At 29.1% G+C, this 21481-nt stretch carries 21 protein-coding genes and 1 pseudogene; 1 reads left to right on the forward strand and 21 read right to left on the reverse strand.

Annotated elements, in window-relative coordinates; all coding sequences use genetic code 11:
- Nucleotides 1-41: 41 nt before the first annotated feature.
- From KM800_RS02695 to KM800_RS02750, 12 genes are all read right to left on the reverse strand, one after another.
- Nucleotides 42-896 (reverse strand): DHH family phosphoesterase, encoded by an 855-nt coding sequence (locus tag KM800_RS02695; RefSeq protein WP_217811689.1) that lies wholly within the window; start codon nt 894-896, stop codon nt 42-44.
- A gap of 157 nt (nt 897-1053) precedes the next feature.
- On the reverse strand, nt 1054-1944 hold the full coding sequence (secF, locus tag KM800_RS02700) for a protein translocase subunit SecF (RefSeq protein WP_217811690.1): 891 nt from the start codon (nt 1942-1944) through the stop codon (nt 1054-1056).
- A 1-nt stretch (nt 1945) separates the two neighbouring features.
- Nucleotides 1946-3238, reverse strand: a complete 1293-nt coding sequence (gene secD, locus KM800_RS02705) for a protein translocase subunit SecD (RefSeq protein WP_217811691.1) — start codon at nt 3236-3238, stop codon at nt 1946-1948.
- 67 nt (nt 3239-3305) lie between these two features.
- Nucleotides 3306-4670: a thioether cross-link-forming SCIFF peptide maturase gene (gene scfB / locus KM800_RS02710; protein ID WP_217811692.1), complete on the reverse strand. Its 1365-nt coding sequence runs from the start codon at nt 4668-4670 to the stop codon at nt 3306-3308.
- 84 nt (nt 4671-4754) lie between these two features.
- Entirely contained in the window at nt 4755-4892 is a 138-nt protein-coding gene (gene scfA / locus KM800_RS02715) for a six-cysteine ranthipeptide SCIFF (protein WP_017752806.1), read from the reverse strand.
- A 107-nt stretch (nt 4893-4999) separates the two neighbouring features.
- Nucleotides 5000-5365, reverse strand: coding sequence for a TIGR04086 family membrane protein (locus KM800_RS02720; protein WP_017752807.1), 366 nt, complete (start codon nt 5363-5365; stop codon nt 5000-5002).
- Nucleotides 5366-5426: 61 nt separating this feature from the next.
- Nucleotides 5427-5726 (reverse strand): preprotein translocase subunit YajC, encoded by a 300-nt coding sequence (yajC, locus tag KM800_RS02725; protein ID WP_217811693.1) that lies wholly within the window; start codon nt 5724-5726, stop codon nt 5427-5429.
- A gap of 15 nt (nt 5727-5741) precedes the next feature.
- Nucleotides 5742-6875, reverse strand: a complete 1134-nt coding sequence (gene tgt / locus KM800_RS02730) for a tRNA guanosine(34) transglycosylase Tgt (protein WP_217811694.1) — start codon at nt 6873-6875, stop codon at nt 5742-5744.
- A 12-nt stretch (nt 6876-6887) separates the two neighbouring features.
- Entirely contained in the window at nt 6888-7913 is a 1026-nt protein-coding gene (gene queA / locus KM800_RS02735) for a tRNA preQ1(34) S-adenosylmethionine ribosyltransferase-isomerase QueA (RefSeq protein ID WP_217811695.1), read from the reverse strand.
- 45 nt (nt 7914-7958) lie between these two features.
- Nucleotides 7959-8990: a Holliday junction branch migration DNA helicase RuvB gene (gene ruvB / locus KM800_RS02740; RefSeq protein WP_217811696.1), complete on the reverse strand. Its 1032-nt coding sequence runs from the start codon at nt 8988-8990 to the stop codon at nt 7959-7961.
- 15 nt (nt 8991-9005) lie between these two features.
- Nucleotides 9006-9599 carry a Holliday junction branch migration protein RuvA gene (gene ruvA, locus KM800_RS02745; protein ID WP_217811697.1) on the reverse strand — a complete coding sequence of 198 codons (594 nt, stop codon included), beginning with the start codon at nt 9597-9599 and terminating at the stop codon, nt 9006-9008.
- Nucleotides 9600-9731: 132 nt separating this feature from the next.
- Entirely contained in the window at nt 9732-10304 is a 573-nt protein-coding gene (locus KM800_RS02750) for a hypothetical protein (RefSeq protein WP_217811698.1), read from the reverse strand.
- Between the two features lie 228 nt (nt 10305-10532).
- Here KM800_RS02750 and mltG point away from each other — a divergent pair, with 228 nt between their 5' ends.
- The gene (gene mltG / locus KM800_RS02755; protein WP_217811699.1) at nt 10533-11342 is read left to right on the forward strand and encodes an endolytic transglycosylase MltG; all 810 of its coding nucleotides are present in this window, start codon (nt 10533-10535) and stop codon (nt 11340-11342) included.
- Nucleotides 11343-11383: 41 nt separating this feature from the next.
- Here mltG and KM800_RS02760 read toward each other — a convergent pair.
- From KM800_RS02760 to KM800_RS02800, 9 genes and pseudogenes are all read right to left on the reverse strand, one after another.
- Nucleotides 11384-11497 (reverse strand): annotated as a pseudogene (locus KM800_RS02760) (YebC/PmpR family DNA-binding transcriptional regulator); the annotation flags it as partial.
- Between the two features lie 159 nt (nt 11498-11656).
- Nucleotides 11657-12829 carry an Ig-like domain-containing protein gene (locus KM800_RS02765; protein ID WP_217811700.1) on the reverse strand — a complete coding sequence of 391 codons (1173 nt, stop codon included), beginning with the start codon at nt 12827-12829 and terminating at the stop codon, nt 11657-11659.
- Between the two features lie 16 nt (nt 12830-12845).
- Complete coding sequence (locus KM800_RS02770; RefSeq protein WP_217811701.1) at nt 12846-13199, reverse strand: hypothetical protein; 354 nt, start codon at nt 13197-13199, stop codon at nt 12846-12848.
- A gap of 104 nt (nt 13200-13303) precedes the next feature.
- Nucleotides 13304-14959, reverse strand: a complete 1656-nt coding sequence (locus tag KM800_RS02775; protein WP_217811702.1) for a cell wall-binding repeat-containing protein — start codon at nt 14957-14959, stop codon at nt 13304-13306.
- A gap of 279 nt (nt 14960-15238) precedes the next feature.
- The gene (locus KM800_RS02780; RefSeq protein WP_217811703.1) at nt 15239-15799 is read right to left on the reverse strand and encodes a recombinase family protein; all 561 of its coding nucleotides are present in this window, start codon (nt 15797-15799) and stop codon (nt 15239-15241) included.
- A 391-nt stretch (nt 15800-16190) separates the two neighbouring features.
- Nucleotides 16191-17540 (reverse strand): phage portal protein, encoded by a 1350-nt coding sequence (locus KM800_RS02785; protein WP_217811704.1) that lies wholly within the window; start codon nt 17538-17540, stop codon nt 16191-16193.
- 16 nt (nt 17541-17556) lie between these two features.
- Entirely contained in the window at nt 17557-19122 is a 1566-nt protein-coding gene (locus tag KM800_RS02790; RefSeq protein WP_217811705.1) for a terminase, read from the reverse strand.
- Entirely contained in the window at nt 19122-19526 is a 405-nt protein-coding gene (locus KM800_RS02795; RefSeq protein ID WP_217811706.1) for a hypothetical protein, read from the reverse strand. Before KM800_RS02795 ends, KM800_RS02790 begins: the two co-directional genes overlap by 1 nt.
- Nucleotides 19527-19625: 99 nt before the next feature.
- Nucleotides 19626-21362 carry a cell wall-binding repeat-containing protein gene (locus KM800_RS02800; RefSeq protein ID WP_217811707.1) on the reverse strand — a complete coding sequence of 579 codons (1737 nt, stop codon included), beginning with the start codon at nt 21360-21362 and terminating at the stop codon, nt 19626-19628.
- Nucleotides 21363-21481: the final 119 nt, after the last annotated feature.

A 21481-nucleotide genomic window follows, 5' to 3' on the forward strand; every position in this document is an offset into this window, starting at 1 on the left:
TTACTACATCATAATACATTATCACAAACTCCTAAAAATTACTAATCCAAAATTTCATTTTTCAAGTATTTGGCTATTTGTTCTGCCCTGTCCATATTTTCAGTTATAAAAAGTTCAACTGCTATTCTGGCATTATCTATATATCTCTTATTTTTAGTAGATAATCTCATATTATTTGAAAGTTTAAATATACTATCTCTGTTTATATTTTTAATTCCATAAACTTTTAATAGTGCTCTAAATCCATAATTATTAGTGTAATTCAAATGGTATAATCCCTGGTCCACTATCTCCTTGTTTTCTCCAGTTACCCTGATTCCCTTTGAAAGTGTTCCAAGCAAAACCAAATCCAGATATTTACTTACAGATTTCATTTGGTAATACACAGATATAGCCTGAGAAAGCTTAAATGCAATTCCTACTGCTGTTAAATCCTTAAAAGGATAATTACAGCTTCTCTGATTTGGATTTATAACAACAGCTCTAGGAAGCACTCCCTTATATTTATGATAATCCGTAACTATGACATCCATGCCAAGTTTTTTGCATAATTCTACCTGGGATATTGATTGACTTCCACATCCAGTAGTCAATATAAGTTTGGCTCCCAAGAATTTTATGTGGTTTTTTATCAATCTAGAATTTATATTAAGCTTATCATCCATATCATCTGAAATAAAATACTCTACATCTGCATTTAAATATTTCAATACGAGAAACAACAGAGAAACAGCAGTTACTCCATCCAAGTCACAATTTCCATATATAACAATTTTTTCTCTTTCATTTACTGCTTTAATTATTCTCTTTAGAGCTGTTTCCATATTTTTTAAACGGAAAGGATCCTGCATTCCTAAAAAGTCGAAATTATAAGTAATATCTTGTCGTATCTCCATAATAAAATCCTCCAATTTATCAAAAGCACTTCTATTATAAATTAAATTGTTGTTTTTTACAAATGCAATTTAAGTAGGTTTTATGCAATAAAAAATCTAGAGTTTCAATATACTCTAGATTTTTTATTCTAACATATTCAGAGGATAATTTTAATATCTAATTTTCTGTATTGGATGAAATCTTTAACTTTTTTCTTTTTTTCATACGATTTTTTATAATCACCCAAGTAGGGCTAGCTATACATATAGAAGAATAACATCCTGATATAATACCTATCAATATAGGCTCTGAAAAATTTCTTACAGAAGGAACCAATATATAAACTGAAACCAACGTTATAACAACTGTAAGCACTGTATTTATAGATCTGGCCATAGTTTGAGTCAAACTTGCATCAGCTATTACTCCAGGCTTTTCCCGCCTCATATATTTTTGATTTTCTCTTATTCTATCAAAGACTACTATAGTATCATGGACAGAATATCCGATAACTGTAAGTGCAGCTGCTATAAAACTGGAATCAATTGATACACGGAGTATTGCATATATTGAAAGCATTATAAGTATATTATGGATAAGCCCAATAATTGCAGCCATACCAAAACTAAATTCAAACCTTATAGCTATATATATAAACATAGCTATAATTGCTATAACGATTGCCTTAATTGCATTAGTTCTAGCTTCTTGACCTATAGATGCACCTATACTCTCCTGATTTGTAATATTGCTCTTACTGTATTTAGCTTTTATATCTTTTACAATTCCACTTACATCGTTATTGCTTAAATTGGCACTCTTTATGGATATGTGGGTTTTTTCCACTTTATTGGATTGAAAATCATTGGAATACTTTTTAATTATTTTATCCACATCCGGCTTATTGAAATTTTGACCAAGATTTATTTCAATCACAGTTCCACCTTTAAAATCCAATCCAAACTCTAATCCTTTAGTTGCCATTGTAAAAATACCTAATGCAATTATTATAATTGATATTGTATACCATATTTTTCTTTTCTCTACAATTCTATATATTTTATTCATCCTATTTTGATATCCCCTTTCTAAAGTCATGGACACCAAAAGTTCCAATTGTAGCTTTGTGACTGAACAAACCTATATCTGCCACCAGCTTCATCAGAGTCCTTGTGACTGTTATAGCAGTAAACATACTTAGAACTACTCCTATTATAAGAGTAAGTGCAAATCCTTTAACAGCACCTGTACCTACGCTATAAAGTACAATTCCTGAAATGATTGAAGTTATATTTGAATCAAAAATTGAACTCATTGCCCTCTTAAACCCTATATTTATAGCAGCTTTAATAGGCCGCCCACTTTTCAGTTCCTCCTTGGTTCTTTCAAATATAAGTATATTTGCATCAACAGCCATACCTACTGTTAGCAAGAACGCAGCTATTCCTGAAAGTGTCAAAGTTACATTTATATTGGCAAATGCAGCAAGTACTATGTATATATATAATGTCAGTGCTATATCTGCAATAAGTCCCGGCAACCTGTAATACAAAAGCATAAATATCATTACAAGTCCTATACCTATTTTACCAGCAAGTATGCTTAGAGGTAAAGCATTGGCACCAAGAGATGCTCCAATAGTTGTAACCTGTACTGGTTTTATTGAAACTGGTAGAGCTCCTGATTTTATCAAATTTGCCTGTTTCTGCGCTTCCTCAAGAGTCTGACTTCCACTTATTATTGCTTTTCCATCCGTTATATGCGCATCTACTGTTGGATCCGTAAGCTTCTGATTATCTAAATATATTGCAATCTTCTTTCCCATAAATTTCTGTGTGGCATCTGCAAATTTTTTAGTTCCACTGGAATTTAATTCCAGGCTTATAGTTGGCTGTTGATTGTTGTTGGTATCTAGATATGCACTGGCATCTTTTACATCCTTACCTGTAAGTATAGTGCTATTATCTGGTCCTACAAATTTAAGTTGTCCGGTTTTTGCTACACCATCTACAACTTCTTTTGCATCAAACTTCCCAGGTATTTCAATTCTTATTCTATTATTTCCTTCTTTTGTTACTACTGTTTCACTCACTCCTAATTTATTAACTCTCAAAGCTAGGAGATCTACTGTTCTATTTACCGTCTTCTGATCTACATTTTTAGATTGGATTTCTTCTAATATGGAAATACCACCTTGCAAATCAAGTCCCCTATTTATAACTTGAGTGAGAGGTTTTACCTGATATCCGGCAAATTTAATTCCATACACTCCAGAATAAGCTAGAAAACCTATAATAGCAAGGCATACTAATAAAATTATAGTACTCCTCACTCTCGTGCTACTTTTTCTTCCAGATCTCATGTTTATGCTCCTTTTTTACTAATTTGTACTTTTTATAAATAATACAATAAAATTATATCACTTTTATTCAATTCATAGTTTTAACTTTAAGTGCAATGGCACATTCAATTCTCTTTTTCTGCATTTTACATCCCAATGAATAAGGCTTATTCATGTCTCCATTGAAATTATAGTTATTGGCCTGACAACCTCCACTACAGTAAAATCTAGCCCAGCAATTTATACATTCAGGCTTATTGTATATATGTGCAGTTTTGAATTTTTGACTTATATCATGTCTCAAATTATTAAAATTATCTAAATTCCCCATTTTAAAATTCTCATTTCCTACAAACTGATGACATGGATATATATCACCATCTGGAGTTATTGCTACATATTCATGTCCTGCACCACATCCTGATATTCTCTTGTAGACACAGGGACCTCCTTGTAAGTCTATATTAAAATGATAAAATTTAAACGTCTTTCCACTTTTATTTCTATGGAGCATTTCCTCATATAATTTATCATATTGTTTAAATATAGTATCAAGGTCTTCTTCTCTTATAGAAAGTGGGTTATCCTTAGGAAGCACTACAGGTTCAACTGATATTTCATCAAACCCTTGATCTGCCAAAAATTTTATATCTTCGAAAAAGTCTATATTTTCTCTTGTAAATGTTCCTCTAGCATAATATTGCTTGGATTTATCACGCATTTCAACCATCTTTTTTATTTTGGGAAGTATGGTATCAAAAGATCCACTTCCATCTACTCTAACTCTGACATTATCATTTACTTTTTTTCTACCATCAATACTCAGCACTATATTCCCCATGTTTTTATCCAGATAATCCATGATTTTATTATTTAATAATGTAGCATTGGTAGTCATGGTAAACCTTATATTTTTGTTATGTATTTTTTCTTGAATCTTTGCATATTCTACTATTTCTACTATAGTATCAAATGCCATAAGCGGTTCTCCACCAAATAGATCGATTTCTATATTTTTTCTAGGTCCAGACTTTTCTATAACAAAATCTATTGCTTTTTTTCCAATTTCAGCAGACATCAATTTTCTTTTACCTTTGTATTCACCTTCATCTGCAAAACAATATTTACATCGTAAATTACAATCATGTGCAATATTTAAGCAAAGTGCCTTTATAAACGATGGAGTACTGTCATTTTTTAATGCTGCATTCTTGTATATATCTTCAGAATATAGTGTTCCATTTTCAACTAATTGTTTAACTTCTGAATAGGCCTCTAAAATATCTTCTTTTCTGTATTTATCTCCAAGACATTTAACAATTTCATCCAAAGTTTTTAATCTATCATCATCTAAAATATCATATACAAGTTCATCTATTAAATGAACCGTTCCAGAGTTAACATCTATTACATAATAGTCATCACTCTGAATAAATTTATGAATATTATTCAAATTTTCTTCCTCCTACTATTTTTTGTATTTTCATGTGATTATAAACTTAAGGCAGTAACTTTATGTTACTGCCTTAAGTTTATACTAATTTTCACAAGCTAAGTTAGCAACTGTACATGAAGTCTTACATGCTGACTGACAAGAATTAGCACATTCTTTACAACCTGGTTTTTTCAAACTGTCTTTTATGTTAGAATTGTTTATAGTTCTTATATGCTTCATTTGATTTCCCCCATTCTTAAAGGTTTCTGTTTGATTATAACATAAATTATTCTTAAAATAAAGTTTGTAAACTTAGATGCAACCTATATTTACAAAGAATTAACCAACTAAAGATTAACCCCAATTATACCTGACATTCCACCTACAAGAAGTGCAAGTATCAATCTTTTAATACCTTCAGAACCAATTACAGAAGAATTTCCTGAAATTATAGAAACTATGTATAGTATGATTATATACAAAATCGCAACTATAATTCCTACAAGCCAACCTTTTCTCTTTATTTTTCTTGAAGCATATATGGCACCATACATTATGCTCAAGATAGTTGTTACAACATAAAAAATAGAATTCACAAATTCATTTACTTCAACAAATGTCATTACTACAGCAAACATCAAAAGCATTAACACTGTAATTATAAAACTTCTAAGTACACCTTCGGCAGCAGGAATATAATTATATTTTTCCAAATTAAAACACCCCCCATCTAATAGTATTTATGTAGATGAAAGATGCTTTATTACTTATAATTTATTTATCTTCGCTTTTAGACACTTCTGAAGTACTTCTAGTAGATAAAACATTTAATATACCACTTTTACTGAGCTTTATCTTTACTCTGTCTGGTCCTGTCTGAAGTGTAATTTCTTTATCCTGTATGTTGGTAACTTTTCCTATTATTCCTCCCTTTGTTATAATTTCATCGTTTACCTTAAGTTCACCAAGCATGCTGCTATATTTTTTTCTTCTCTTGCTTTCAGGAAGAAACATAAATAGATAACACACTATAATGACAATAAGGAATGGTGCAAATGTTCCTAAATTCTTCATATTTATACCTCCTTGTTATTTTTTACTTTCATTCCATTGTTGGATTTTTTGTTCTTTATATTTTGGAAAGTAATTTCCATCAATAGCATCTCTTATTTCACTCATCAAATTATTATAAAAATATAAATTATGCATGACACAAAGTCTCATAGCTAGCATTTCCTTTGCTTTAAATAAATGTCTTATGTAAGCTCTGCTGTAATTTTTGCAAACCGTACAACTGCAATTATTGTCAATTGGACTGTCATCCAATTCATACTTTGCATTTAAAAGATTTAATTGTCCATGGTCTGTAAACACATGAGAATGTCTCCCATTTCTTGCAGGAAGTACACAGTCAAAAAAATCTACCCCTCTTTCTACTGCTTCAAGTATATTTGTAGGAGTTCCAACTCCCATTAAATATATAGGCTTATCTTGAGGTAAATACGGTACAACTTTTTCTATTATCCTGTACATTTCTTCACTAGTTTCACCAACAGCCAAACCTCCAATGGCATAACCATCAAGGTTCATGTCACTTATCACCTTGGCATGTTCTATTCTTATATCATCATATGTACCACCTTGATTTATTCCAAATAGCATTTGTTTTCTATTTATAGTATCAGGCATTGAATTCAATCTATTCATTTCTGCTTTACATCTTTCAAGCCATCTTGTAGTTCTCTCTACAGATTTTTGGACATATTCTCTAGGTGAAGGATTTTCAATGCATTCATCAAATGCCATAGCTATAGTTGATGCAAGATTGCTTTGAATTCTCATACTCTCTTCAGGTCCCATAAATATTTTTCTTCCATCAATATGAGAACTAAAATAGACTCCTTCTTCCTTTATTTTTCTTATCTTTGCCAGGGAAAACACCTGAAATCCACCTGAATCCGTTAAAATAGGTCTATCCCAATTCATAAATTTATGAAGACCTCCAAGTTTTCTAATAACCTTATCTCCCGGTCTTAAACTTAAATGATATGTATTTGACAATTCCACCTGGCATCCAATATTTCTCAAGTCAACACTTGAAACAGCACCTTTTATAGCTGCCAATGTGCCTACATTCATAAATACAGGTGTTTGAACTACTCCGTGTACTGTTGTCAACTGTCCACGCCTTGCATTTCCTTGTTTTTTAAGAAGCTTATACATTAATTATTCCTCCTATTTTATGAACATAGCATCTCCAAAGCTAAAAAATCTATATTTCTCATCTACTGCAATTTTGTAAGCATTCAGTATATTTTCTCTTCCACAAAGTGCACTTACAAGCATTATTAATGTTGATTCAGGCAGGTGAAAATTGGTTATAAGATTATCCACCACTTTGTATTTGTAACCAGGGTAAATAAATATATCTGTCCACCCCGATTGTTCTCTTACTCTTCCATCTTCGTCTCCTATAGTTTCTAGCGTTCTGCAAGATGTGGTACCTACTGCTACTATTTTATGTCCTGTCTCTTTGGCTCTATTTATCTTATCTGCAGTATCTTTAGTCATACGGTAGTATTCAGAATGCATGTCATGATCTTCAATATTCTCAACTTTAACTGGCCTAAATGTACCAAGACCTACATGCAATGTCAAAAATGCAATCTCTACTCCCTTTTCAGCTATTTTACCCAAAAGTTCTTTTGTAAAATGAAGTCCTGCTGTAGGAGCTGCCGCAGATCCTTCTTCCTTTGAATATACTGTCTGATACATTTCCTTGTCTTCCAGTTTTTCCTTTATGTATGGTGGAAGAGGCATTTGTCCAAGTCTATCCAATACTTCCTCAAATATACCGCTGTATTCAAATTTTACTACCCTGTTTCCGTCTTTCTTTTCTTCAAGTATTTCAGCCTTCAATTCGCCATTTCCAAAGTTAAACCTACTTCCTACTCTAGCTCTTCTACCAGGCTTAACTAAAGTTTCCCATGTATCATCTTCTGTTCTCTTAAGCAGCAGAATTTCCATCTTACCGCCTGTTTCCTCTTTACTGCCTATTAATCTTGCAGGAAGCACTCTTGTATCATTTAAGACAAGACAATCTCCTGGATTTAAATAATCTATTATATCTCTAAATACCTTATGTTCAACATTCCCGCTATTTTTATCAAGTACCATAAGCCTTGCCTCATCCCTCTGTTTTAAAGGATGCTGTGCAATAAGTTCCTTTGGTAGATAAAAATCAAAATCTGTTATTCGCAATTTATTCACTCCATTTCGTACAATTCAAAGTACACAATTACAACTCTATTTATCAAATAAAGTTGATTGTCTTGGTTTTTTGTCTGATCTACTTCTATTAAAATGTCTATATGCACTATCTGATGCCATTCTTCCTCTTGGAGTTCTTATTATAAAACCTTTTTGGATTAAATAGGGCTCATATACATCTTGTATTGTGTCCAGTTCTTCTCCTATAAAGTAAGCCAGGGTTTCCAGTCCAACAGGACCTCCATTAAAATTATCAATTATAGCCTTAAGTATTTTATTGTCTATACTATCAAATCCTTCATTGTCAACCTCGAGAAGTTTAAGTGCTGCTTTGCTGCTTTCCATGTCTATGATTCCATTACCCTTAACTTCCGAGTAATCCCTTACTCTTTTTAATATTCTATTGGCAATTCTTGGAGTACCCCTTGATCTTCTTCCTATCTCTTTTGCAGCCTTGGCATCAATTTCTATATTGAGTATATCTGCAGATCTCAATATGATTTCACTGAGTTCGTCTTCACTGTAGAATTCCATGGGACATAACATTCCAAATCTATCTCTAAGTGGTGCCGTTAGAAGTCCTATTCTGGTAGTTGCACCTATGAGTGTAAAGTTCGGCAAATCCAATCTTATGGATTTTGCTGAGGCACCTTTGCCTATTACTATGTCAAGTGCATAATCCTCCATTGCTGGATACAATATTTCTTCTACACTTCTATTCAACCTGTGTATTTCATCTATAAAAAGTACGTCCATATTATTTAAATTTGTAAGTATTGCAGCCAGATCACCTGCCTTTTCTATAGCCGGTCCTGATGTAACTTTTAAATTGCCGCCCATTTCCCGAGCTATTATATTTGCAAGAGTAGTTTTACCAAGACCTGGTGGTCCATAAAACAGCACATGATCCAATGCTTCGTTCCTATTCTTTGCAGCTTGTATAAAGATTTTAAGCTTATTTTTTACATTTTCCTGTCCTATATATTCATTGAGTTTTTTAGGTCTTAAACTATACTCGTTTTCTCCTTCACCATTTAAAACAGAAGGAGTTACAATTCTATCTTCCATATTTACTCACCTAACCTAACCCATTAAAAATTTAAGTGCATCTTTAATAACAACTTCAACGGAATCACCAATTTTTATTGAATCCAATGCCCTTGATGCTTCTTTTTGAGAATATCCAAGAGAAATCAAAGCCTCTAGTGCTTCAGACAAGTTTTCATTGTTGGTATTCAACTCATTTTGATTCCCACTAAGTTGATCTATTTCCTTGCAATCTATTTTGTCCTTTAACTCCAATATAACTCTTTGGGCAGTTTTTTTACCTATGCCAGGAGCTCTGATTATAGTATTTTCATCTTTAGTTATTATAGCATATTTTAAGTTGTTTACATTAGTTATAGACAACAGTGACAATGCAGCTTTTGCTCCTATGCCATTTACTCCAAGCAACAAATTGAACATAAACAATTCTTCTCTAGTTAAAAATCCATATAATCCAATAAAATCTTCTCTTACTATTTGAGTTACATAGACCAATATGTGATCTCCAATTTCAGGAATATTAGCGATGGTACTTCCAGATGTATTTATTCTATATCCAATATCGTTGTTTTCCACTATTATGTAGTCTTTATTCATACCTGCATAAATTCCTCTTATATACTCATACACTAAAACTTCCTCCAAAAATAATAATACTTTCCAAAAATTAAAGAAATAATTGTAACACATAATACTTTATCATTTTAAAAACGTTTATTCAAGTAATTAAATACAACTAACGTTAAAAAGCCTCAAAGGCTATTATTCATAGTCTTCAAGGCGTGCTTCAGCATCATTTAGGGTATCACATTGAAAATATTTATCTCCCCTGGTCAGCATTTCTATATCCTTTGGTTTCAATCTGTTTATTTTTATATCCGTTATATCTCTCGATGAATCTTCTACAAACATATTGCCATTCTCATCTGTTTTATATATTGCTATTGCTCCATCTTTTATGCCAACTACATATTTATTTGGTTCATACTTATCCACTTCTTTAATCATAACTGCTTCAAGTGAATTAAAGCTATACATCTTATAGCCTTTGCCTTTATAAATATTTTCTATCTGACTTTTAGTTTTTCCTGCCAGATTGCCTGCGGATTTTTCTTCTTGAATTTGAACCGCCCCACTTTTAGCATATTTGATTTTCAATATCATATTTCCATTTTTAGACATTACATTGTCTACATTTGAATTTGTCTTTACGAAATTATAATTTTTTGTGCTATCATAATCCTGTATTTTATTTACACATATATAATAACTTATACCAAATACTAAAATGGTTAGAACGACTAATAATGCTGTACGAAATTTTCTTATATCCATAATATCCCTCCTTACTGATTATTATGGACATGATGTGCTAATATTATACATATATTATTTATTTTTACATTAAAATCAATAATTTCTTATATTTTTAAATTGTTACTAAATTTTAATAATGGTGTTTGCAGATATGTTATACTAATATAAGATTAACTATATAAATATAGAAGGAGTTGAAATTAGTTCTTAGCTTAATTAGTTACGCTATATATGAACTTCGTAATTATGAAATCAAAAAAATTTATATTCATAGCTATTGTTTTTATTTTGGCCATATATGGAGTATTTTGTCTTAGAAATATTCCATATATAAGTAGACATTTTAGAAACAATACAAATATAGTAAAAGTAACAATACCCGAAGGATACACAACTGAGCAAATAGGACAGGCACTAGAAAAATCAGGATTGGTTACAAAACATGACTTTATGAATACAGTTGAAAATTGGAAAAGTGATAAAGATACTAATTATTGGTTTTTAAAAGGTATTCCAAACAACAAGCATAAATTAGATGGTTTTTTATATCCTGCTACATATTCCTTTAATAAGAAGATGTCCAGCAGGGAAATTTTAGTTGAAATGCTGAATGCCTTTTCGACACACATACAACCTTATAAAGAGTATATAAATAAAAGCAATCTCAATACAAAAGATGTTGTAATTATAGCCTCTTTAATAGAGAAAGAAGCAAAAAAAGATGTAGACAGGCCCAAAATATCAAGTGTTATTTATAATAGATTAAACAAAAAAATGCCTCTTCAGATAGATGCAACTATTTTATATGTAATTGGACATAAGGATAAATTATATAATAAAGATTTAAAAGTTAAATCTCCATATAATACTTATTTGAACACTGGATTACCACCATCAGCCATATGTAATCCAGGCACTAAGTCAATATCTGCAGCTGTTCATCCTGCAAATACAAAATATCTTTATTATGTATTGGATAATAAAACAAATGAACATATTTTTTCTGAAACATATTCCAATCATCTAAAGAACATATCAAAATATAACAATAAGTAAAATAAAAGCAATCCACACCATGTGGACTGCTTTTTAATGTTTTAATCGTCAAATTCATCAGGGAAATCTGCATTACTGTAAACATTTTGGACATCATCATCATCTTCAAGTTTATCTATAAGTTTCTGTACATTTTCGGCTGTTTCCATATCAAGTTATAAAGCCATTTACAAATATATTAAACATATTATAATTTCAATATAAATACACATATACCTTAATTAAATTCAATTAATAATTATATAACTTAAGTATAGTATATCACTGTTAAAGTCATAATACCTCTTTATGGATTATATTGTCAAGGTAATTTTTTACCATAATGCTTTTAAATTAATTTTTATTCTATTTATTATAGTATCATCATCCTTATATTTACACTCTAAATATACAACATATGGATATTTTATATTTGTAACAGTACATTCAGTATCACTGTCTATCTTAAATCCTAATATATTTGTAGCATTACTATTATAATCAATATTAAAATTAAATTTAGCATTATCGACTATATTACCATTATTTTTTAATATAGCATTAAACTCACAACTATCTCCATCCCTTATTGTTATACTTGTATAAGTATCATCATCCCAATAACTATCATCATATGGAGTAACTTCTAAAGTATAATTATGTTGTGGTAATGTCACTACACTAGCAGAAATTATAGTTGAATATGTATTACCATCTATTCCTAAATAAGATATTGTAATATTTGCATTACCTTCTACTACTCCAGTAACTAATCCAGTATTATCTACTGTACAAATATCACTATTTGAAGATGTATATATTAATGTAGGATTTTCTACATTTGTTCCATTTACAGTAACAGTTGCAGTAATTTGAGACGTACTATTAATATTTACATTTAATGGATTAGGTGTTGCAGATACAATAGGATTATATGTTGCTGCTCCTGTAGGTATCTCATTAACTAAATCATCCCCACTTTGTATAGTATCTTGTTTTGCTTGTAATTCTAAAATACCATTTTTAGTATAGTCTACTCCCTCAACTATCCATGCCTGTTTAAACTTAATAAATCTATCTGCAACTTTTATATTATTAGTTATACTATTTGCTTGTACAGTAATCAATATTTTATTTGCAGGTAATATAACCCATTGCTCAGTTTCTAAATCTATGGATTTATTTGTTATTATACTAACCTCAGGAAATATTACATTGTCTATAGCAAAATTAATATTATAATTACATTTTTCTATTGTGTATAAATCATATACATCATTTATATTTTCATTTCTTGTAATAATCATATAGTTTATATTATTATAACTTATAATATCACCCTGTTTTAAATCTTCTACGGTTATGAAATACTTTTCATCTTTAGAGGTATCTCTATCATCTATTTCTTTGAATATACCTTCTATCATATTATTTTCATCATTATTTACAATACAGGTTTTTCCCATGTGCTTTAATGCTAAATTATAAAAATTTAATAATGTGTTCATTTTACCATTTTTCCCCCTATCTATCTGATGTAAACAACATAAAAATATTAGAAATATCGTCTTCACTGTCTGGATCAAGTAAAGTTGCTATTCTATCTTTAATTTTCTGTATTCTATCTTCTAATAGTTTATAACATTCTGCTACACTCAATTGAGTTGTAGGATCTTCAATCTTTCTCATTAAATCTATATCATTACCTACTGCTTCAAGTATATCTATAATAGTAAATAATAAATTACGCTGCATAGTACCCTTATCATATGTATCTGTGGCAGTTAATTTATTTTCTGATAAATACATCGTATATTCCTCATCTTTAAAATAATCTTTATGATTTAATTCTATTTTTAATCTATCTAATACGTTCATTTATATCTACTTCCTTTCTTGGTTTTTATTTTTAGAAATTATAAGGGGATATATCAAAATTACTTTCAATTTTGATATATCCCCTTATTTAAATATGTTATTTTTTATTTTAATGGTGATACAAATACAATAAAAGAATTTGCAGTTTTATATAAAGTATACATTCCATAAGTACAAGTGCCAAAATTAGTTGTAGTTGTACCTAACCCTATATACATAAAAAGATTACTATTCTTACTAAGTAAATCTACTAATACATTTTTATTTTTATCTATCGTTTCCATATTTTTATCTAATGCATTATCAAAATATAGTAATGCATTACTTGTATTATCAGTAATTATGGACATACCTTTAGTCATTAGAGAATTTTGCACATCTTTTGATAATAAAGCATCATTTTGAACAAGCAATTCAATTTTATTTTTATCTTTATTATACTCTATAACAATAGCAGCATAAGGTGCTATTGTTTTTCCTGTATATTGTTTCAAAATAATAAGACCTTTACTTTTATCCATATTTATAGATATAGTATCCATAGAATTAATTATATCTAATAAAAAAGGATTAATTTTATCTGCATATGATTTTCCAATAGTATCATAAAAATTATTAATAGTTGAATTTGATTGGTTAGCATTTTCATTGTTAATACTTTTTATAATATCATTATTACTAACCATATTAACTATTCCATCATCAGCAAAATTAGTAAAGTTAGCATTATTATCTGAATGAATAGGCGGATAAATATCTGGTATACTAGATTGATTAGTATTAGTACTATTTATGACATTATTGACTATATCATTACTTATAACACCTGTGCCACCTAATATACTTATTGTTTTTATATTGGATTTATTCGCCACCACTATATTTTTTGCATAATTTTGGTTATTATTATTGATTAATATTATTGGATTGTTGTTTAAAGCAGCAAGTGCACTACCTGACAATGCATCCGCAAATGTACTATCATTAGCTAAAAATACTTTAACAAAATCTAAATCATTTCTATAGGTATCGTTTATCTGTTTATTCATTTCTAAAGAATTAGAAGCATGAATTGGAGTACAACTTATTAAATCCTCTCTAACTCCTTTCGATGTCATAAAATTATTATCATCCAATATTACAACATTACTTTTTAAGTTATCAACTATATAATTCTTAATTGAAGTAATTGGAGTATCTCTATTTCCTAATATAATTGGAGATTGTTTATTTGCTGCTACAGGAGATATAGACAAAGCATCTTGCCAATTAGCCCCATCTGTAAAAAATATATTAGAAGGATTAGAAAAATATTTTGCCACTTGCAAACTAGTATTATATCTATCTTTTCCAGCAATTCTAACAACGTTATATCCTTGTGATTTCAAGTTTTTTTCAATGTTTATGGATATTACACCTGTGCCTCCAATTATATAAATGTTTTTTGCACCCAAACTTTGAATCTTATCTTTGGCAGTTTGAGATAATACATTCCCATCTGTTAATAAAATTGGTGCTGTATATTTCTTCGATAATGGAGCAGAAACAATAGCATCTGCATACATTTGGCTATTTACTAAAATTACGGATTGAGTTTTCAACCATCCTTTTGATACTATTTGGCTATTAGTATCATATCTATCTTGTCCTCCTAACCTTTCTGTCTGTATATTGCTATCTGCAAAAGTTATTCCTGGAAATGCAAATATTATACTTATAACAGAACATATAATTGTAGTTTTAATTCTTTTACTTAACATGAATTTAGTCCCCCTCTTAAAAATTAATGCCTATTCACATTTTATTCACATAATATCTATAATTCTTTAAATTATAGTAAAATCCTTCTAATTTGTCTAATATTTTTCGAAATATGAATTATACAACAAATTTTAAAAATACTCTTAAACTTGTTAATGGTATAAGTTTAAGTTAAGGATTCTTATATAATATTGAATTTTTACTGTGGGTAAAAAAATACCTTACTAAACATATTTTTTAGGAAAAGGGGGATTAAATAGCATAAAAAATAGAAGGTATTACTTACCTTCATACTTTTTTACTAATTTATAAAATGTAGTTTTCTTTAATCCTAATTCTTGCATTGCTTCAGTACCTTTTAACTCTCTGCATTTATATTTATTATAAACTTCTGTCCAATTTTCAGGATAATTTATTTCTTTTCTACCTTTGTATTTCCCCTCTTTTTTTGCTATTGCTATACCTTCTTTTTGTCTTTCTAACGTATTTTCACGTTCAAATTGATATATAGCTCCTATCATAGTAACCATTAGTTTTCCTGTGGATGTTGTGGTATCAAGGTTTTCCTTTAAACTTATTAACTTTATTCCTTTATTATTTACTAGATCTATTATATCTAATAAATCTTTTGTACTTCTCGCTAATCTACTAAAATCTTTAACATATATTGTGTCACCACTTCTAGCAAACTCTAGCATTTCATTTAATCTAGGTCTATTAATATCCTTAGCACTGATTTTCTCTTCAAAGAACTTCTCAATCCCCAAATTTTTCATGGCCTCGTATTGTCTACCTTCGTTCTGTTCCACTGTTGATACCCTTATATATCCTATCTTCATAATAAAAACCCTCCACTATAATAAACAATATCTTTTTATACACTTATTATAGCAAAGTGTTCGTTTAAGTTCAAGTATATTTGCAAACTATAGTTCAATAATTCTTAAATTCATTTTAAACGAACTAATATAAATATATTGTATTGGTTTGTCTACAGTATAGTCTATTTGAACTATATTACAAACAAATTATATACTTATTACCCATTTGATTTAGTAAAGTGAAGTGTTACATTGATAAATCTTGTCCCATTTATTTCAAGTCAATAATCATTTCAAATTTTTTACATATATTTTTTAAAATTTATTTTATCTTATGAAATATCTTGTGCTTCAAAATACTGACTGACTAGTCAGTATAATCTAATATTAGTTAACCTCTATTTCAATATCAGTTAACAATACTCTTGTCAGTATTATTTACGTTAACCTTATCATTATTATCCGTATCATTACCACTATTGTTACTCTCAGATGCTAATCTATCCATTTCCTGTGATACATCTGTTGTTATAGGACTCTTCTCTATTATAGTTTTCTTTGATATAGCACCCATTCCATATTGGACATTCAACTCATCTAATAGCTCTTGAGCATTTACAGGTCTACTATAATTAAATTCTACAGATACATAATCGTCATCATTAAACGTAATACCCTTCAACGCTAATAACTTATCAAACATTTTAAATCTTTCTCTTAATCCTTTTCTAATACATTTCTCCTGTACCATAGAATATACATCTGCTAATTGATATAGGAGTTTTAACGATACTTCACTTACATTAGATATATTGGTATTCCCACCAACAATTGAGGGCATATGAGCAACCATATTAAGTTTTTGATTGATTATATCTAAATACATCTTGATAGTTGAATAATCCATATTAGCATTAACATATTTCATATCTGAACCCATCTCAAGGGACACAGCATATCCAACAGCATCTTTATCTATGCTACCTTCTAATTGTTGTCCTATAACGGTTGGTATTGGAGACAATGATAAAGTATATATACCATCTCCTAATTTAGATAATAAATCCTCAAGCTCATCTAATATTGGAATCATATCATAAAGCAATGATACCCCAAAATTAGGATCAATATCATTTTTATTATGATAATGTATAGGTAATCCACTTACGTTGGGACTACTTGATATCAAATTAATATTTTCATTTTCATTATTATAGCTATCAACTTTATCTGGATAATATACATTATAATAATCAATTCCATTTACAGTCCAATTTTCTATAAAAGCAACATATTCATTTGTTTCAGTGATAACAGGATATGCATATTCACTATCAATTAATTTACTACATATATTCTTATCTTTATCTAAATATACATATTCATAAGCATCTCCATATTTGCCTATGCTATCAATTATATCAAAATCAATATCATTATAATTGCCTTTCCTATAGATGTTCTGATATTCCTTTACCTTATTCTCGCTACCAACTAGAGATAACGGTTTCCCTAATAAATATGTGCTATGGAAATTTAATATTGTCTTTGCTTCATTTATTATTAATTTCTTAGTTATATATGTTTTACCCTTAAATTGCATATTTTTCTTCTCTTTTATTTTATGTACTCCATGCAAATATTCTTTATTTCTTATAACTCTACTAACTCTTTGTAAATTAGAACCTTGATTTACTTCATCTATAAACCATTCTGGATTATTATTGTATAGTTTATCTATATATTCATTTATATCCATTTTATCATTCCTTTCACTACCATCTATAATTTACTCCATGCTTTATAGCATATAACGCTAATGCTGTTGCCATTACAGAATCATCATGTTGTCCAGATACCGCACCCATAGAACCATTATCATTAATTTGAAATACCTGCATTTCCTCTAATACTCTCACAGAATTAATTTTTATATGCCCTTCGTCAAACATTTCAACAAAATCATTTATAATAATCCCTTTGCTTTTAGAATTAGTATCAAATCCCAACCTAGATATTACCTTGTTATTTTCATCAAACATTTTTTGTTTATATATTCTCATATATTTGAAGTTGTATCTTAATCTTTCTATAACACTATTACCACCACTGGCACGTTCAATATTCAATAATGCTTTATTATAATAAAGTCCTAATATATTAATTATTTCTGCCATCTGATATGGTTTTATTTTATTATTGTAAAATTCTGCTACCTGTTCACCATCTTCATTGAATACTTCGCATACAGAATAATCCTGGCCAACCCCTTCACTAAGATCACAACCTATGTGATATCTAGAATTTGTCTTCTTTAATTTATAAATAAAAAATGATCTACCATAATATTTTTTTAAATCATTAGGCAAATCAGTTATATTATCTTTCTTTATATAATTGTTTTTAGGAATAGATCTTTGTATTTGTACAATTCTTTTGTTTGAGAAAATATTTTGTCCCGTTGTAATAAATGCCTCCATATCTGTTGAAGGGTATTCCATATGAAAAGCATCTAATCCACTGGATGCAACTTTTAAACGTCTCCAAACTAATTGCTCTATACTACATCCCAATTTTATAAGCCCTAATTCTTCATCGTTTAATTCTTCTTCTGTAAGCATTTTATTATTATTTTTAGCTTTGTATATATCTACGCTATTTTTATAATCTTTTTTAAATAATGTATTTCCCTTTATCCAATTAAAGAAAAGTGCTTTATAGCTATTCTCATTATTTTTAGCTTGAAAATACAAATCATGGAAATAATTCATTCCACAAGCTGTAGATTCTATAATTAATTTTCCATCTGGTGCTAGTGCCTGAGTAATAGAATTTAATTGCCTTTTTGGTGTTTTCCAGAACGCCATTTCGGATAAATGTACTAGATGTAATGTATCACCTCTAGCTACGTCTTTGTTCCCAGCACATACACAAGTAATCTTACTACCATTTACCATTTTAATTTCCATTCTATTATTAGCTATTGTTTTAGGTTTTAACCAATCTGGCAAACTATTAAATTGCTGTTTTAATTTATCAAAAATTGCATTACAACTTTTTTGATCGTGAGATACAAGTAAACAACTGGAATTAGGATACACAATACACTGTCTTATACTTAAAGCCACTGTACAAACAGATAGCCCTAACTGACGTGATTTTAATACTATAATATATTTACAAAGACCTTCAACAAATTCTCTCTGTTCTGGCGTTAATATAAAAGGTACTAATTTAGTATCCTTGTCCACTATCTTAATAAATGCTTGTATCCATTCAATCTCATTTCCATCCTCCCAAAGATATTTTATTTTTTTAACACTTTCCATCGATAAATTCATTATTTATTATCTCCTTTCAGTCCAGGTATATTTATTCCATTTAAGTAATTGTCAATTTCATCTTCGCTATTTCCAAAGAAATCTGATTTAAAGAAATCCTCACACCATTTAGCAGAATTAACATCACCTTTTTTCGTTGCTTTATTATACATGCTATTGTAAATATCTAACATTTTTAGTGTTTTAGAACTCTTTAGATATGCCTTGATTGCTTCCTGGACATCTTCTCTCATTAACCAATCTGACATGGCTGTCTCAAATTCTACCGCACAATTATTTTTTATTTCTTTATCATAACTCTCTTTACTTCTATCTGAATCCACATACCATTTAACAAAGTAAGATAATTTCTGGTTATTTCCATTAAGCATCTTTTTTATCTTAGTAGGTACACTCTTTTTCATGCTATCATTCCTTTCTATTACTCAATTTTTTGTATAGAAAAAGAACCTATATCGCTATAAGTTCTCTTTTTAATAACTATCATATTTTCAAAAATATACTTAGTTCTGTGTCATAGGATATCTACTATTAAAATCTATATTGGTAAGTTTCATACCACTATTTTCATATTTATAATAAGCATCAAATCCACCCAAACTATCAGCATGACAACTTCCTGATATATATCTAGACATTTTCAATCCAGATATACCACTACCATCTATATTATATAAACTGTATATTGGGCCATCTGAAATATATGGTTGTACATCTATTCCATTTTCCTTAGCTGATTGCATACCTTGATCATTGGTTAAATCTATAGAATAACTTTTATTAAAATTATTTGAATTTATTTCAAGTTCATCATATCCATTTAATTGAAATGACACGTTATCTTGACTTATATTAGATTCTAATTTTGGATTCTCACCATCATTATAATTATCTATTTTAGTTAAATTATTCCCTTCCACAGTTTCAACATCACAAGTTTCATTTCCAGTATTGCCACCTTCTTGAGCTACAGATATTATCTCAGGTAATCCATCTCCCGTCATATCTGCTAACATAATTTGTCCATATCCAAAATAACTATCTCCCACAACTTTTGATCCAAATATTTGTCCATTTGAAGCATCTTGTAAGTATAATTTTACATTATACTTATCATTAGGATTATTAGTAAGTATCATATTTTCTATTTTCCCATCATTATTTATATCCATAGTTTTTAAATCAATAATTTTTTCACCTTTAAAAGTCCCACCAATATCTAATTTTATTCCATTAAAATTGTTTTCTGCATTTAAAGATACAGATCCTTGTCCACCTAGAATAACAACGTTACTATAATCTGAAGAATCTATATAATTTTTTTGATTACTTATATTATTTCCATCTGTAAGTATTATTGGTGCATTCAATTTTGCAGCCAATGCACTTCCTGATAATGCATCTGGAAAATTTCTACCATTAGATAAGATTGCATATTTAGAATCCAATTTAAAATATTTAGCAGCTTGTAAAGATGTATCATATCTATCTTTACCATTAATTCTAATGATATCAGAATCTTCTATGCCTGATAAGCTACTTTTTAGTTTATTCTTAACATTATCACTTAAAACAGCAGTTCCACCAATCACATAAACTTTAGATGGATTTATGCTGGATATTTTATCAACTATAGATTGTGGTATAGCATTAGCACTACTCATAAATATTGGATAACCTTTAGATGCTGCAATACCTGATATACTTAAAGCATCTGGAAAATTAAATCCATTTACAATAACTACTGGAGTACCATCCTTAACGTTCATTTCATTAACTATTATATTATTGGTATCAAATCTATCTGTACCACCTAATCTTTTAATATTACTATATCCAGATTGTTGAAGTTGCTTAACTACATTATTGCCCACCGAACTTACTCCACCAAGCAAATATATAGTCCCATTTTCAGATAAATGTTTACTTATATAATCTAAGCTCTTATATGCTAGTCCACTATTAAAATCATCAACTAATAATATAGGTGCATTTAATTTTTTAGAAAGTGGAGCACCAACCAATGAATCTGGAAAATTTTTGCCACTAGCTATTATTATACTATCTGCTACTCCTGGATTAACTTGACTAGCAATATTAAAAGACGTTTCATATCTATCTTGTCCTGATAATCTAGTGACATTGTAGTATTTAGAAGATTGTGCAGAAACTTTATAAAAAGGCATTATAAATAAAAAAGTTGCTACTAATACAATCATCTTCATTATTCTTTTGTTCATATATAGCATCTCCCTAAATGTATAATTTTTAATATAATATTAACATTATATTAATATTATATCAACATTTAGCAAAATTCCTTTATAAATACATTTAATATAAATATATACTAACATCT

Source organism: Clostridium tyrobutyricum, assembly GCF_019144085.1.
GTDB lineage: Bacteria > Bacillota > Clostridia > Clostridiales > Clostridiaceae > Clostridium_B > Clostridium_B tyrobutyricum_A.